The sequence below is a fragment of the Peptoniphilus sp. oral taxon 386 str. F0131 genome (genome assembly GCF_000090945.1).
In the GTDB taxonomy this organism is placed as follows: Bacteria; Bacillota; Clostridia; order Tissierellales; family Peptoniphilaceae; genus Anaerosphaera; species Anaerosphaera mikwangii.
The window spans coordinates 692,843-708,837 of sequence record NZ_GL349422.1; the positions used below are offsets into that span (position 1 = coordinate 692,843).

At 31.1% G+C, this 15,995-nt stretch carries 17 protein-coding genes, 1 tRNA gene and 1 pseudogene; 15 read left to right on the plus strand and 4 right to left on the minus strand.

Annotation, left to right across the window (positions count from 1 at the left end; all coding sequences use genetic code 11):
- Positions 1-232, plus strand: a pseudogene (gene tuf / locus HMPREF0629_RS07810) (elongation factor Tu); the annotation flags it as partial.
- A 56-nt stretch (positions 233-288) separates the two neighbouring features.
- Here the strand turns inward: tuf and HMPREF0629_RS03295 are convergent.
- A complete protein-coding gene (locus tag HMPREF0629_RS03295; protein ID WP_009221953.1) occupies positions 289-672 on the minus strand; it encodes an SdpI family protein in 384 nt (127 codons plus the stop codon).
- 35 nt (positions 673-707) lie between these two features.
- On the minus strand, positions 708-1,175 hold the full coding sequence (locus HMPREF0629_RS03300) for a YbaK/EbsC family protein (RefSeq protein WP_009221954.1): 468 nt from the start codon (positions 1,173-1,175) through the stop codon (positions 708-710).
- Between the two features lie 157 nt (positions 1,176-1,332).
- Between HMPREF0629_RS03300 and HMPREF0629_RS03305 the strand changes: the two genes are divergently transcribed.
- The 13 genes from HMPREF0629_RS03305 (at position 1,333) to pyk (ending at position 13,965) form a co-directional block, all read left to right on the plus strand.
- Positions 1,333-1,608: an autorepressor SdpR family transcription factor gene (locus HMPREF0629_RS03305; RefSeq protein ID WP_009221955.1), complete on the plus strand. Its 276-nt coding sequence runs from the start codon at positions 1,333-1,335 to the stop codon at positions 1,606-1,608.
- A gap of 2 nt (positions 1,609-1,610) precedes the next feature.
- A complete protein-coding gene (locus tag HMPREF0629_RS03310; RefSeq protein ID WP_009221956.1) occupies positions 1,611-2,249 on the plus strand; it encodes an SdpI family protein in 639 nt (212 codons plus the stop codon).
- On the plus strand, positions 2,242-2,841 hold the full coding sequence (locus tag HMPREF0629_RS03315) for a YhfC family glutamic-type intramembrane protease (RefSeq protein WP_009221957.1): 600 nt from the start codon (positions 2,242-2,244) through the stop codon (positions 2,839-2,841). Before HMPREF0629_RS03310 ends, HMPREF0629_RS03315 begins: the two co-directional genes overlap by 8 nt.
- Positions 2,838-3,245, plus strand: coding sequence for a DUF3887 domain-containing protein (locus HMPREF0629_RS03320; protein WP_009221958.1), 408 nt, complete (start codon positions 2,838-2,840; stop codon positions 3,243-3,245). The genes HMPREF0629_RS03315 and HMPREF0629_RS03320 overlap by 4 nt, the downstream gene beginning before the upstream one ends.
- Before the next feature lie 187 nt (positions 3,246-3,432).
- The gene (pyrB, locus tag HMPREF0629_RS03325) at positions 3,433-4,347 is read left to right on the plus strand and encodes an aspartate carbamoyltransferase (RefSeq protein WP_009221959.1); all 915 of its coding nucleotides are present in this window, start codon (positions 3,433-3,435) and stop codon (positions 4,345-4,347) included.
- 1 nt (position 4,348) lies between these two features.
- Positions 4,349-4,777, plus strand: coding sequence for an aspartate carbamoyltransferase regulatory subunit (locus tag HMPREF0629_RS03330; RefSeq protein WP_009221960.1), 429 nt, complete (start codon positions 4,349-4,351; stop codon positions 4,775-4,777).
- A 3-nt stretch (positions 4,778-4,780) separates the two neighbouring features.
- Complete coding sequence (locus HMPREF0629_RS03335; protein WP_009221961.1) at positions 4,781-5,482, plus strand: dihydroorotate dehydrogenase electron transfer subunit; 702 nt, start codon at positions 4,781-4,783, stop codon at positions 5,480-5,482.
- Positions 5,475-6,374, plus strand: coding sequence for a dihydroorotate dehydrogenase (locus tag HMPREF0629_RS03340; protein ID WP_009221962.1), 900 nt, complete (start codon positions 5,475-5,477; stop codon positions 6,372-6,374). Before HMPREF0629_RS03335 ends, HMPREF0629_RS03340 begins: the two co-directional genes overlap by 8 nt.
- A gap of 137 nt (positions 6,375-6,511) precedes the next feature.
- Positions 6,512-7,468 carry a DNA-binding protein WhiA gene (gene whiA / locus HMPREF0629_RS03345; RefSeq protein WP_009221963.1) on the plus strand — a complete coding sequence of 319 codons (957 nt, stop codon included), beginning with the start codon at positions 6,512-6,514 and terminating at the stop codon, positions 7,466-7,468.
- Entirely contained in the window at positions 7,449-7,718 is a 270-nt protein-coding gene (locus HMPREF0629_RS03350; RefSeq protein ID WP_009221964.1) for an HPr family phosphocarrier protein, read from the plus strand. The genes whiA and HMPREF0629_RS03350 overlap by 20 nt, the downstream gene beginning before the upstream one ends.
- Before the next feature lie 63 nt (positions 7,719-7,781).
- Positions 7,782-11,231: a DNA polymerase III subunit alpha gene (locus HMPREF0629_RS03355; protein ID WP_009221965.1), complete on the plus strand. Its 3,450-nt coding sequence runs from the start codon at positions 7,782-7,784 to the stop codon at positions 11,229-11,231.
- A 10-nt stretch (positions 11,232-11,241) separates the two neighbouring features.
- Positions 11,242-12,201 (plus strand): ATP-dependent 6-phosphofructokinase, encoded by a 960-nt coding sequence (locus HMPREF0629_RS03360; protein WP_009221966.1) that lies wholly within the window; start codon positions 11,242-11,244, stop codon positions 12,199-12,201.
- Between the two features lie 15 nt (positions 12,202-12,216).
- Entirely contained in the window at positions 12,217-13,965 is a 1,749-nt protein-coding gene (pyk, locus tag HMPREF0629_RS03365; protein WP_009221967.1) for a pyruvate kinase, read from the plus strand.
- A 33-nt stretch (positions 13,966-13,998) separates the two neighbouring features.
- On the opposite strand, the gene HMPREF0629_RS03370 is transcribed toward pyk, so the two are convergent.
- A tRNA-Pro gene (locus HMPREF0629_RS03370) sits at positions 13,999-14,075 on the minus strand.
- Positions 14,076-14,134: 59 nt separating this feature from the next.
- Between HMPREF0629_RS03370 and HMPREF0629_RS03375 the strand changes: the two genes are divergently transcribed.
- Entirely contained in the window at positions 14,135-14,770 is a 636-nt protein-coding gene (locus HMPREF0629_RS03375) for an epoxyqueuosine reductase QueH (protein ID WP_009221968.1), read from the plus strand.
- 9 nt (positions 14,771-14,779) lie between these two features.
- Here HMPREF0629_RS03375 and HMPREF0629_RS03380 read toward each other — a convergent pair whose 3' ends face one another.
- A complete protein-coding gene (locus HMPREF0629_RS03380; protein ID WP_009221969.1) occupies positions 14,780-15,778 on the minus strand; it encodes an aspartate-semialdehyde dehydrogenase in 999 nt (332 codons plus the stop codon).
- Positions 15,779-15,995 lie beyond the last annotated feature (217 nt).

The window sequence follows — 15,995 nt, forward strand, 5'->3', positions numbered from 1 at the left end:
AAGACACACACCATTCTTTAATGGATACAGACCACAATTCTACTTCAGAACAACAGACGTAACAGGAGATATCCAATTGGCAGAAGGAGTAGAAATGGTAATGCCAGGAGATAACTCAACATTTACAGTAACTCTAATCACACCAATCGCAATGGACGAAGGATTAAGATTTGCGATAAGAGAAGGTGGAAGAACAGTAGCATCAGGAGTAGTATCAAAAATAATTGAATAATATAAAATAAAAAATACCTCGAGAAATCGAGGTATTTTTTTATGTCATTTGTAATGTTATTGAATTTTTTTATTTCCGTTTGAATCAAAACTTTTTTTGAGTGCCTTCTCAGTCGGGATTATACTTAAAATTAATACTATAAGCTGTAACAGACATATAATTCCGCCAATTTTACCAACTGTATTTATATCTTTTTTTATTATAAAAAGCATAGATATAATTGAAATAGGCAGCATTATTATTCCTAATGAAGAGCATAATTTTCCGTGGTATTTTTGGGCAAAGATCCATGTTTCATTATTTTTCATGGACATACTTGTTCTGTATCCGTGAAATTTGTTTATTTTCATAGGTGGATTTTTCTTATATTTATATCCGATTATAATTAAGCTGAACGGAATTAGTAAGTTCATTATTAACATAAATATCCAAAATTTCATATCAATCTCCATAATAATTATATAGGGATATATGCCTAAATTAATTTACAGACATCAATCCAAGAACTGAACATGGAGTATTTTTCAAGTTCTTCAACTGTAAGTTCTATCGCACTGTTACTGCTTCCGCATGCCGGAAAAACAGTATCAAATCTTTTTAAAGATTCATCAAGATATACAGTTACACCATCATTTATTGCAAATGGACACACTCCACCGACTTCGTGACCTATTAAATTTAATACCTCATCATGGGTTAGCATTTTTGCCTTTGCTTTAAATGTACTTTTATATTTTGCATTGTCAATCTTCATATCTCCTGCAACGACTATTAGAATAGGATTTTCACCGATTTTAAAGGAGAGAGTTTTTGCTATTCTGCAAGGCTCACAATTTGCAGCTTTTGCTGCAAGTTCAACAGTTGCACTTGAGGTTTCAAATTCTAATATTCTGTTTTCCATATTAAATTTTTTAAAATATTCTTTAACTTTTTCTATAGCCATAAAAATTCTCCTTACAAATTTAATTTTATTAAAGAATTATAGCATAGTGATTTTTGAAATTCAAATTATTGAGTACAAGTTGAAACTATTTTAAAATTGACTTTTTAATTTATATATACTATAATCTATTTAGAAATATTTCGAAATAGGTGAGTATATGTCGTTGGAAAAAACCTTTAAGGCATTAAGTGATAATAATAGACGAGAAATTTTAGAAATGTTGAAGAATGGCATGATGAGTGCAGGTGATATAGCCGAAAATTTTGATATGACTCAAGCAACTGTATCGTATCATTTATCAATTTTAAAAGATGCCGGACTAATTCTTGAGTATAGAGACGGTAATTTTAGAAATTATGTTTTAAATACATCTGTATTTGAAGAGCTTATGTCATATGTTTTTAGTATGGTGAATGAAAAAGGGGAAACTTAAAAATGAGTAGAAGTAAATTATTTAAAATAGGTCTTTTGATAACATTTATACCAATTATTATGGGTGCTATTTATTATAACAGGCTTCCTGAGAGTATGCCGATTCATTTTGGAAGTGATAATCTTGCCGATGATTATGCAAGTAAAAACTTTGCGTTGTTTGGTATTCCGTTATTTATGATGATTTTATATGTTGGGACATATTTTATAACTGATAAAGATCCACGAAGGAAATATCAGGGAGAAGGTGCTATGAGAATAGTTCTTTTGATTATACCTGTATTGAGTGTGGCTATATCATATTTGTCAATTTCATATTCACTTGGAAATCGAATTGATATTTCAACATGGGCAAGGGGATTTATATATGTGATATTTATTTTAATGGGAAATTATTTTCCAAAGACAAAAAGAAATTATACTGTAGGAATAAAACTTCCATGGACACTGCACAGTGATTATGTTTGGAATAAAACACATAGATTTGGCGGATATGTGTGGATAGGCGGAGGAATATTCGGAATAGCTTCAATGTTTTTAAATAAATTTGAAGACATAATAATGATTGCCATAATATTGGCAATTACATTCCTTCCAATGATATATTCATATATTGTATATAAGGAGATTTTAAATGAATAAAAAATTTTTTAATTATATCACTATATTTATATGTGGTATGTTGAACTTTTTTATTTCTCAAAAATTAATTAGAATGCCAATTTTAACATATTTATATTCAACATTCTTTTTTTCTGTTTTATTAGTAGAAATGCCTACACTCTTAAATTTCGTTATAGCTTTCAGCGCAGGCATTTTTGAAGAAACATTTAGATTTTTATTTAAAAAGTTTCTAATAAGAAATTCTAAGGATATAATTGAACCTATAGTTTTTGGATTAGGACATGGAATTGCTGAAGCTGTTATAATTATAAATTCTGTTCTTTTATATGTTAATATATCTCAATTCAGTATGCTAGGAATATATGAAAGATTTTTAGCTATAATATTTCATATTTGTGAAAGTGTAATTATATGGAATGGATTTTTATACAATAAGAAGTATAGATATTTATTAGTGGCAATAGTTATCCACGGCTTATTTGATTTTTTAATTTATATTGGAAATGTATTTAATTTTGAATTAGGAACATTATACTTTATATGGAGTGCTATAGATATTGTTTTAGTAGGATATGTTTTAAAGAATAGAAAATATTGGAGGAGTTTATGAAAAAATATAAAATTTTAGTAATGTTGTTTTTATTCGGTTTGTTAGTTTCCGCTTGTGGAAATTCAAATAAAGCATCCGCTGAAGATGTTGAAAAATATTCAAAAAATGCGCAGAAAGTTATTTCGATAGTTAATTCTAAAGATGTATTTAGATTGAAAGATATATGTTCGGATGATTTAAAAAATGCTTTGACAGATGAGATTATAGAACAGATAAATGTTGATGTAGGTAGTAAGGGTGATTTTGATTCTTTTATGGATGTTAATGTATCATACCAAAAAGATAAAAATACCGGACAGGATTATATTTTAGTAATACAAAAAGTTAAATATAATAATGGGGAATTGATATATACATTAACTTTTAATAATGACGAAAAACTTTTAGGAATTTTTTATAAATAATTTTATTATGAAAAATATTATATCATGCTTGAATAAAAATATTGACATTAGATTAATATTAGTATATATTATTTCAAGAAGAAAATTACTTTTAAATTAGTGCGGGACGCTAAAAAAGTAATAGATATAATATGAGTCTATTTACTTGCCAATCCTGCACGGCAAGTTTTTTTATTGGGAGGACAATATGTTAAGACACTTAATAGAACCGTCGGACTTTACAACTGAAGAATTTGAAAGATTATTTGGACTGGCTGATAACATTTTACAAGACCCTGTTAAATATGGTGATGTTTGTAAGGGAAAGTTATTAGCAAGTCTTTTTTTTGAACCTTCTACAAGAACAAGATTATCTTTTGAATCTGCTATGCTGAGACTTGGGGGACAAATTATAGGTTTTGCAGATGCAAAAGTATCATCAACAGCAAAAGGAGAATCTCTTTCGGATACTCTTAGAACTATTGAAAATTATGCGGACATAGCTTGTATGAGACATCCCAAAGAGGGGGCAGCATTACTTGCATCTAAGCACATGACAAGAATGCCGATTATAAATGCAGGAGATGGTGGGCATCAACATCCCACACAAACTCTTACGGACTTAATGACAATAAGATATTATAAAAAGAGATTTGATAATATGACTATAGGGCTTTGCGGAGATTTAAAATTTGGAAGAACAATACATTCTCTTGTAAGGGCAATGAATAGATATGAAAATATAAAGTTTGTATTTATATCACCTGAAGAATTGCAAATGCCTAAGCAATTTAAAGATGAACTTGATCCTAAGTGCTATACTGAAACAACAAGTCTTACTGATGCAATAAAAGATCTTGATATACTATATATGTCCAGAGTTCAAAGAGAAAGATTTGTATCGGAAGAAGAATATTTAAGATTAAAGGATTTCTTTATACTTGATAATGAAAAGATGAAGCTTGCAAGAGAAGATATGATCGTATTGCATCCGCTACCAAGAGTTAATGAGATAGCAACAGAAGTTGACAGTGATAAAAGAGCTGTATATTTTGAACAGGCAAGATTTGGAATGTATGTAAGAATGGCACTTATAATGTTCTTACTTGGAATGGAGGGCTAATATGATAAATGTTTCTAAAATAAAAAAGGGAATTGTACTTGATCATATTGAATGTGGCAAGGGACATATATTATACAAGGCATTAAAGCTTGATGAGGTTACAGATCCGGTTGTTCTTATGCAAAATATAAGTTCAACATCACTTGGAAAAAAAGATCTTATAAAGATTGAAACAGATTTTAACCTTGATTTCACAGTACTTGGACTTATTGCTCCTCATACAACTGTAAATTTTATAGAAGATGGAGAAAGAGTTAAGAAACTTAGGATGGAACTTCCTGAAAGAGTTGAAGGAATAATGCACTGTAAAAATCCAAGATGTATTACAAATATTGAAAATGTACAAGATCATGCTTTTGCTCTTGTGGATGCGGAAAAGAGAGAATATAAGTGCGAATATTGTGATTCTTTGACTATTTATGCGGAGTAAAATATGGCGAGTGTAATATATAATAGAGAAGTTGATAAGAACTATTTTTTAATGAAGGTGGACGAGATTAGCAATGTAGAACCCGGGCAGTTTTATATGTTAAGGGCGTGGGATAATTATCCCACGCTCTCTCGTCCAATTAGCGTATTTGATGTGCAAGAAGACGGTATATTATTTTTATATGAAGTTAGGGGTATCGGAACAAAACTTTTATCTAAACTTAGAAAAAATGATGAGATAAAACTTTTTGGACCATATGGAAATCATTTTTGTTATAAAAATAAAAGGGAGATATCACTTGTTAGCGGAGGTGTAGGAGCAGCACCTTTTTACTATCTTTCAAAATGTTTGAAAAGATATAATGAGTCAGTTAAAATTGATTTATATATCGGAGAAAGAGAAAATCAAAACTTGGAAATGCTATTTAAAGATTTAGATGTAAACTTAAAGGCAAAAAAAGGCGGGTTTATAACAGATATATTGGAGTATGATAAAAAACTCATATACACTTGCGGACCTGAAATTATGATGCGTAAAGTATTTGAGTATGGCAATGAAAATAATTGTGAAGTATACATGTCACTTGAAAACAGAATGGGATGTGGAGTAGGAGCATGTCTTTCTTGTGTATGTAAGACAAAAGATGGGAATAAGAGAGCCTGTAAAGAAGGGCCTGTGTTTTTTGGAGGAGATTTAGTTGAATAGACTTAAAACTGAAATACTGGGAGTAGAATTTAAAAATCCGATTATTCCTGCATCCGGTACTTATGGATTTGGAGAAGAGTATACAAAGTATTATAAACCGTCAATTTTAGGCGGAATTGCATCAAAGGGAATAACATATTATCCAAAAAGCGGAAATGACGGAATCAGAATTTGGGAAACTCCATCCGGAATTATGAATTCAATAGGACTTGAAAATCCCGGAATACATTATTTCGCAGAAAATATATTGGGTAAAATGAATACTCTTGAAACAAATGTGATAGTAAATCTTGGTGGAAATACAGTTGAAGAATATGTTGAAGCTGCAAAAATTTTAAATGATTATGAATTTTTTGCAATTGAACTAAACATTTCATGCCCGAATGTAAAGCATGGAGGAATGGCTTTTGGAATTGAGGCGGATAGTGCAGCATTAGTTACAGAAGCAGTAAAAAAAGCTACAAGACATAGACTTATAGTAAAGCTATCTCCAAATGCAAGAGATATAGTAGAAAGTGCAAAGGCAGTGGAGAAAGCCGGAGCAGACGGAATTTCACTTGTAAATACATTTCTTGCAATGGCAATAGATGCAAAAACAGGTAAAGCGGTTTTCAACAATACTTATGCAGGATTATCCGGACCTGCAATAAAACCTATAGCGCTCAGAATGACACATCAAGTTTGCAAAAATGTTTCAATTCCGGTAATTGCCATGGGAGGTATAACAAACGGAATGGATGCTATTGAATTTATAATGGCGGGAGCATCTGCAATACAAGTTGGAACCGCAAATTTTATGAATCCAAATGTAATTTTAGACATAATAGATGAAATGCAAGAGTTTTTAGAAGAAAAAAATCTTAGGGTTGATGATATAAGAGCAATAATATAATTCTTAACCCTAAGAATTATTTTACATAATTTAATTTTAGACTTTAATTAATGCTGCTAAAGATGTATAATATTAAAGTACAAATATTTGAAAAAAATGTCAAACTTTAGTATAATAAAATCTTAAGAGGTGAGAGTTTGAGTTTTTCTTCCTCTGTAAAAGATGAAGTTGCAAAAATGAAGGTTTCACAAAATTGCGATATAGTTGCAGAATTAAGCGGATTAATTCCGATGTGTGCTTCTTTGAAGTTTAACGAAGGTATAAATATTTACTTTAATACTGAAAATGCAGCGGTAGCAAGAAGGATTTTTACATTTTTAAAGAGATACTATTCTGATGAAGTTGAAGTAGTAGTTTCAAAATCAAAGCAGCTTAAAAAAAATAACATTTATTCTATAATTTTAAAAGATGACGGAGCATCAAGAGTTTTATTGTATGATGTGGATTATCTTAGAAATGAAAACGTATTTACGCCAAACTATATGCCAATATCCATATTAGATATGGACTGTTGTAAAAGAGCATATATTAGAGGGGCATTTTTAGGAGCGGGTTCGATTTCAAATCCGGAAAAATATTATCATTTTGAGCTTGTATCAAGTAAATATGAACATGCAAAATTTTTATCTGAGATAATAAATTCCTTAGGATTTAACTCAAAAATAGTGGGAAGAAAAGAATCTTATATCGTATATATTAAAGAAGCTGAAAAAATATCAGATATGCTTAGTTATATAGGAGCAAGTAAAGCTACGCTTGACTTTGAGAATATCAGAGTTTATAAGGATATCAATAATAGAGTAAATAGAATTGTAAATCTTGAAAATGCAAATTTGAATAAAATAGTAAATACATCTGTAAAACAAGTTATGGATATAGAATATATAAAAAATACAATCGGGCTTGAAAGTTTACCTAAAAATTTAAGAGATGTTGCTGAACTTAGATTAGAAGATGATTCGATAAGCCTAAAGGAACTTGGAGAAATGTTAAATCCACCGGTAGGTAAATCCGGCGTGAACCATAGGCTTAATAAGATAAAAGAAATAGCAAGTAAGTTAAGGAGTGAACATAATGGTAACAAAAACGGTTAAGCTGACAAATGAAGATGGGTTGCATGCAAGAGCCGCAGCGCTCTTTGTAAGAGTAGCAAATAATTTTAACTCAGAAATTACCTTACAAGCTCACGGCGATACAGTTAATGGGAAAAGTATTATAGGAGTTATGTCTTTGGGAGTATTTAACGGCGAAGAGGTTGTATTAACAGCTTTGGGCTCTGATGAACAAGAGGCAATTGACAAATTGGTAGAATTGGTAGAAAATAAATTTATAAATCGTTATTAGAGTGTTGGAGTTTTAATAGGCGGCTATTAAAACTCTTTTAATTTAGAAAGCAAAGGTGATATAGTGAGAGATTTTGTGCATTTACATGTTCATAGTGAGTATTCGTTATTAGATGGATCAGCGAGAATTTCAGAGCTTGCAAATAAAGCTAAAGAATTAAATATGAAGGCAATAGCTCTTACAGATCATGGAAACATGTATGGAACAATTGCTTTTTATAAGGCATGTAAGAATGCAGGGATAAAGCCTATAATAGGCTGTGAAGTTTATATTGCGGATGGAAATTATAGAGTATTTGATAAAAATATGAGTAGATTTCATTTGATACTTCTTGCCGAAAATTATACAGGTTTTAAAAATTTGATGAAGATAGTTTCGGAAGGGTTTGTAAACGGCTATTATTACAAACCGAGAATAGATTTAGATGTATTAAGAAAATACCATGAAGGGATAATAGCTACAAGTGCATGTCTTGCCGGAGAAGTTCAAAGGAAATTAAATTATGGAGATTTTACAGGAGCGGAAGAAGCTGCACTTAAATATGAAAAAATATTCGGTAAAGGAAATTTTTTCTTAGAATTACAAGATCATGATATAAAAGAGCAGAAGAAAGTAAATAAATATCTTGAAACACTTAGCGCAAAATTAGATATACCTTTGATAGCTACAAATGATGTTCACTATCTCAATAGAGAAGATGCCAAAGCTCATGATGTTTTATTATGCGTTCAGACCGGAACAACAGTAAATGAAGAAAATAGAATGAAGTTTCAAACAGAAGAATTTTATTTAAAAAGTATTGATGAAATGTATGAACGGTTTTCAGGTAATGAAGATGCTTTATTGAACACAGTTAAAATTGCGGACAGGTGTAATGTAAATATTGAGTTTCATAATTTACATTTGCCGCATTTTGAAGTTCCTGCCGGCTTTACTAATGAGAGTTATTTGAGGTTTCTTGTAGACAGAGGACTTAAAGAAAGATATGAGATAATAAATGAGGAAATTTCAAATAGAGTAGAGTATGAATTTCATACAATAATAGATATGGGATATGTAGATTATTTTTTAATAGTATGGGATTTTATACGATATGCAAGAGATAATGGTATTGTTGTAGGACCCGGACGTGGTTCTGCAGCAGGTTCTATAATATCCTATGCACTTAGAATAATAGATATTGATCCGCTTAAATTTAATTTGCTGTTTGAAAGATTTTTAAATCCTGAAAGAGTATCAATGCCGGATATAGATATAGATTTTTGCTACGAAAGACGTGAAGAGGTTATCGAGTATGTAATAGAAAAATATGGCATTGAAAATGTAGCACAAATTGTAACATTTGGTACTATGGGTGCAAGAGGAGCGATAAGAGACGTTGGAAGAGCTCTTGATATGAGCTATGGTAGAGTTGATTATATAGCAAAACAAGTTCCGGAAGAACTTAATATGACGATAAAAGATGCTCTTGTTGTAAGTCCTTCGTTGAATAAAGAATATAATGAAGATGAAGATGCAAAGAGATTAATAGATATGGCATTAAAAGTTGAAGGTTTGCCAAGACATACTTCAACCCATGCGGCAGGAGTTGTAATTTCAAAAGATGCAATCACAAACTATGTTCCTCTTACAAGAAATGATAAGATTATTGCAACTCAGTTTAATATGAATGAACTTGAAGAGCTTGGGCTTTTAAAGATGGATTTTTTAGGTCTTAGAACTCTTACCGTAATACGTGATGCTCTTAATTTAATTAAAAAAAATTATGGTATTGAAATAGATTTCAGCTCCATGGAATTGAATGACAGTAATGTTTTAAATATGTTTGCAAAAGCGGAGACACTTGGGATATTTCAGTTTGAATCCTCAGGGATGAGAGCATTTTTAAAAGACTTGAAACCGGATGCTTTTGAAGATCTGGTAGCTGCAAATGCACTTTTTAGACCGGGACCTATGAATCAAATACCTAAATTTATAGAGTCAAAACATAATTTAAACAAAATAAGCTATGTTCATGAAAAGCTTGAAGATATTTTAAAATCCACCTATGGTTGTATAGTATATCAAGAACAGGTTATGCAAATAGTTCAAAAAATAGGAGGCTATTCTCTTGGAAGAGCGGATCTTGTCAGAAGAGCTATGAGCAAGAAAAAAATGGCTGTAATGGAAGAAGAAAGACAGAATTTCATTTACGGCAAGATTGAAAATGGTAAAAAAATTTGTTGCGGAGCAATTGAAAATGGAGTTGATGAAGCATCTGCAAATAAAATTTATGACCTTATGATTGATTTTGCAAAATATGCTTTTAATAAAAGTCACAGTGTGGCATATTCAGTAGTTGCATACAGAACGGCATATTTGAAATATTATTATCCGACAGAATTTATGGCGGCACAAATATCTTCTTATATGGGTAAAGTAACTCAAGTTACATTGTATATAGAAGAGTGTAAAAGGCTTGGAATAGAAGTATTACCGCCTGATGTAAATGAGAGCTTTAAACATTTTACGGTAGAAGGAAATAATATAAGATTTGGACTTAAAGCGATAAAAAATATGAATGAGAATTTCATATCAACAATAGAAATTGCAAGAAAAGCCGGAAAATTCAGTTCATTTAATGATTTTGTAAAGAGAGTATGTGAAATAAATTCACAAGCTATAAATAAGAGAGCTATGGAATATCTAATAAAATCCGGAGCATTAGACAGTCTTGGCGGAAATAGAGCTCAATATTTAGCAATTTATGAAAAGACAATAGATAATGTAATAGGCAATTTGAAAAATAATGTTAAGGGACAATTTTCGCTGTTTGATACGAACTCCTATGAAGATAAAGAAGTTTTACCTAAATTAAGAGATTTTTCAACAAATGAAAAACTTGATTTTGAGAAGGAAATTTTGGGAATATATGTATCAGGGCATCCATTGGATGCTTATATTGAAACTATAAAAAATATGAATGTTACAAATACAAGTATTATATTTGAAAATAGTAAAAATGCAATGCGAAAGACAGATTCTTATGTAAAAATTGTTGGGCTTTTAAAAAACAAAAAGACAATGATAACTAAAAATAAAAAAATTATGGCATTTGCAAGTTTAGAGGATTTATATGGACAGATAGAACTTGTAATTTTTCCTAACTTATATGAAAAAGTAACGGATAAATTAATTGAGGGAAAAGTTTTATTGGTAGAAGGTCATATCCAAGAATCCGATGTTGAAAATCCAAAAATAATTGTAGATGGACTTAGGACTGTATCAGAACCGTCAAAAAATAAATTATATTTAAGTCTACCTTCTTTTGAAAATAAAGATTTATTAAATGTAATTAAATTATGTTTAAAAAATTATAGAGGTGATACACCTGTTGTATTATATTTTGAAAAAGAAGGTAGTGTATTTGGGGCTGAAAGAGAATTTTGGATTGACAGTTCAAAAATAGATGATTTAAAATTTGACTTATTACAGTATTTGAATAATGATATATCAAAAATAGTACTTAAGTAGGTGAATGTTAATGAAAAGAATAGCCATTTTAACAAGCGGTGGAGATGCACCGGGAATGAATGCAGTAATAAGAGCTGTAGTTAGAAGTGCAATATATATGGGCTATGAAGTCTATGGAGTGAAGAACGGATACGAAGGACTTATAGATGGAGATATAGTTCAGCTTATTGAGTCTTCGGTAGCTGATATAATTCAGAGAGGTGGAACTATACTTGGTACATCGAGAAGTAAAAGGTTTGAAACCGATGAAGGATTAGATAAGGCTGTCAATATATTGGAAGTCTTTGGAATAGATAAATTAATTGTGGCAGGCGGAGACGGTTCACTTCGAGGAGCATTGGCTCTTGCAGGCAGAGGCATAGATGTTATCGGAATACCGCTTAGTATAGATAATGATTTAGGATATACGGATTATACAATCGGATTTTTTACAGCTATAGATACAGTTACTCATGCAATCTCAAATATAAGAGACACAACAGAGGCACATGGACGTGCAAATATTGTAGAAGTTATGGGTAGAAATTGTGGGGATATAGCTTTGTATTCCGGGCTTTCAGGAGGTGCAGAAAGCATTATAGTTCCTGAGAGAAAGTTTGATATGGAAGAAATTTCTAAAAAAGCAATTTTGGGTAAAAATAGAGGAAAAAGACACCATATAATAATACTTGCAGAAGGAGCCGGGGATGCTTATAAAATTGCTGAGGAGTTTGAAAAACTTACGGGAATTGACACGAGAGTAACAATATTAGGGTATATACAAAGAGGCGGGAATCCGAATGTAGTTGACAGAATTATGGGAGCTGCCATGGGAAATGCCGCTGTTGAATATATAATTTCAAATAGCGGTGCTTATGCAGTTGGGATATGTTCGGGGAAGATAGAAATATTTAATCTTGAAATTGCGCTTAATATAAAAAAAGAATTTAAAGATGATTTATCAGATATACTAAAAAAGATATCAATTTAAAAGAGGTTATAATTTATGAAAAGAACAAAAATAGTTTCAACAATAGGTCCTGCAAGTGACAGTGAAGAAGTTTTAAGGCAGCTTTTTTTAGAGGGATTAGATGTTTGCAGATTAAATTTTTCTCATGGTTCACATGAGGAACATAAAGTTAGAATTGACAGGATAAAAAAAATTAGAGAAGAATTGAATCTTCCTGTAGCAATAATGCTTGATACTAAAGGTCCCGAAATAAGACTTGGGCTTTTTAAAAATATGATTGATGTGGAACTTGATACTGAAGAAAAATTCACTTTGACTACAAGAAATATAGAGGGAGATCAAAATATTGCATCAGTATCATATAAAGATTTACCTAAAGATTTGCAAATCGGCTCAAGAGTTTTGATAGATGACGGGCTTGTAGGCTTAAGAGTTGAAAAGATAGACGGTACGGAAATTGAATGTGTTGTTGAAAACGGAGGAAAAATTTCTTCAAGAAAAGGAGTCAATGTTCCGGGAATACATTTAAAATTACCTGCATTGACTGAAAAAGATAAGGAAGATATATTATTCGGTATAGAAAATGATATTGATTTTATAGCGGCATCTTTTGTTAGAACAAAGTCGGATGTTCTTGAAATAAGAAAAATTTTAGAGGATGCTGATAATTTTGATATTAGAATAATATCTAAAATAGAATCAGAGCAAGGTCTTGAAAATCTTGATGAAATTCTGGAAGTGTCAGACGGTATTATGGTTGCAAGAGGAGATTTGGGTGTTGAAATTGAAACGGAGGAAGTTCCGCTTGCACAAAAAGAAATAATAAATAAGTGCAATCTTGTGGGAAAAGTTGTAATAACTGCAACCCAAATGCTGGATTCTATGATGAGAAATCCGAGACCTACAAGAGCCGAGGCAAATGATGTTGCAAACGCGGTACTTGACGGGACAAGTGCAGTAATGCTTTCCGGGGAAACAGCAAGCGGAAGATATCCTGTTCTTGCTGTAAGAACTATGAGAAAAATTGTAGAAGTTACAGAAAATTCTATAGATTATAGAGCATTACTAAGAAAAAAAATAGAGGATATTTCAAATTCTACGACTAATGCAATAGGTAAAAGTACATGTACAATAGCAGAAGACTTAAACGCAAAGGCAATAATAACAGCTACAACATCAGGATATACAACAAGAGCACTTTCAAAATTCAGACCTAAAAGTGAAATTATAGCAGCTACTACAAATGAAAAAGTGAGAAGACAGCTATCGCTTGAGTGGGGAACTACATCAATTACAGTTCCTAATTTGAAAAGTACGGATGATGTTATAAATATATCAATAGAAAGAGCTGTGGAAGAAAATTTATTAAAAGCAGGAGATACTGTTATAGTAACAGCAGGAGTCCCTGTCGGTCTTGCAGGTTCTACGAATTTAATAAAAGTTCAAACTGTGTCTGAAATATTGACAAAGGGTGTAGGAATGGGTAGTAAAAAACTTACTGCAAGAGCTATAGTTGTAAAAGACGAAGAAGATTTGATTAAAGACTTTAAGGATGGAGATATAGTAGTACTTACGACAACAGATAAAGATATTATGAAATATGTTGAAAGATCATCAGGAATAGTAGCTGAAATTGCAGGATACACATCTCATGCGGCAATTACAGGGATAGCTCTTTCAATTCCGACAATAGTTGGAGCGTTTGGAGCATTAACAAAAATAAAAACAGGTGATATAATAACGATTGATGAATCTGACGGGACAGTTAGAAGGGGAATGTTTTAAATTAAGAATAAAAAAGCCGTGTATACACGGCAATGGTCGGGATGAAAGGATTTGAACCTTCGGCCCCATGCACCCCATACATGTGCGCTACCAAACTGCGCTACATCCCGACGACATCTAAAATTATATCACAGGTTAAAATTAGATACAATGATTTGGAAGTGTAAATATGAATAAAATAAATTATAATCTTGAAATGGAAAATATAATAAAGAAACTTGATACAGACAATCCACCGAGATTATTACTGCATTCTTGTTGCGGTCCTTGTTCAAGTTCAGTTTTGGAAAGGCTTGGCATGTATTTTAAAATAACGGTTTTATATTACAATCCAAATATAGATACAAAAAATGAATTTTATACAAGAGTAGTTGAACAGAGAAGTGTAATAGAAAGATTGCCTTCAAAAAATAAAATAGAGCTTATTGTAATAGATTACGATTCATCAGAATATTTTGATAAGATAAAAGGATACGAACACGAACGTGAAGGCGGATATAGATGTAAACTGTGTTTTGATTTGAGAATTGAGGAAGCTGCAAAGTTTGCAAAAGAAAAAGGATTTGATTATTTTACAACTACGCTTTCAGTAAGTCCGTATAAAAATTCTCAGTTATTAAATAAAATCGGCGAAGAAATGGCAAAAAAATATGGAATAAATTATCTATATTCTGATTTTAAAAAGAAAAATGGTTACAGGAGAAGTATTGAACTTTCAAAAGAATATAATTTATATAGGCAAGACTATTGCGGATGTATATTTTCAAAATTACAAAGCATAGAAGACAGAAAAAAACTCGGATAACTTCCGAGTTTATTTTTGTTTATCTATGAGATATTCAAGTATTTGAATTGTATTGAGTGCGGCACCCTTTCTTGTATTATCGGCAACCGATATGAAATTAATTCCATTTTCTACAGAGAAATCTCTTCGTATTCTGCCGACAAATACTTCGTTTCGTCCTCTTGCAACTATCGGCATAGGATATATATTATTTTTTACATCATCATATAAAATTATACCCGGTTCGTTTTTGAATATATCAAATATATCGGTCAACTCAAATGGTTTTTTCGTTTCCACATTTATTGATACAAGGTGTGAATCATACACAGGGACTCTTGCGGTTGTTGCGGTAATTTTAATTGAATTGTCTCCAAAAATTTTCTTTGTTTCATTTACCATTTTCATTTCTTCTTTAGTGTAGCCGTCGTCAAGAAAATCATCTATATGTGGGAGAACATTATAGGCAATTTGATGCGGATAGAAGCGATTTTCTCCATCCCATAAACCTCTTTTTAAATCTTCAATTCCGTTGACACCACTACCGGATACTGCTTGATAAGTAGTGTATATTATTCTCTTTATTCCATAATTTTTATATATTGGATAAAGTGCAACAACTGATTGAATTGTACTGCAATTTGGACTTGCTATTATATTTCCTTCATAAAGTGCTTTTTCAGGATTTATTTCCGGAACAACCAAAGGAATGTCATCTGTCATTCTGAAAGCGGAAGAGTTATCTATAACAGTTATGTTATATTTTTTAGTTAACGGTAAAAATTCTTTTGCAAGAGGAGAATCCAATGCACAAAGTGCATAGTCTATTTTTTTGTTTGCAATATTTTTTTCACAAAGTTCTTCTACAAAGTGTTCTTTACTGTTAAAAAAAATTACCTTTCCGGCAGAATTTTTTGAAGCAAAAAAATATATGTTGTCTATATTTAAGTTTCTTTCTTCCAAGATGTGTTTCATTTTTTGTCCTACCAAACCTGTTGCACCAAATATTGCTAAATTTATTTTATTCAATTCGTACACCTTCTTAACAATTTTGAACCTAATATACCATGTCAGCATAATATTGTCAATTCAGCATAATGAAAGATTATTCTAAATAGAAAAATATGTATATTTTGATATAATGTTATTATAAACATCTTTTGGATTTAAGGAGGATTATAATTTGATAAAAATAGCATTACTTGGATTTGGAACAGTAGGAAAAGGAACCTATGAAATTTTGAAT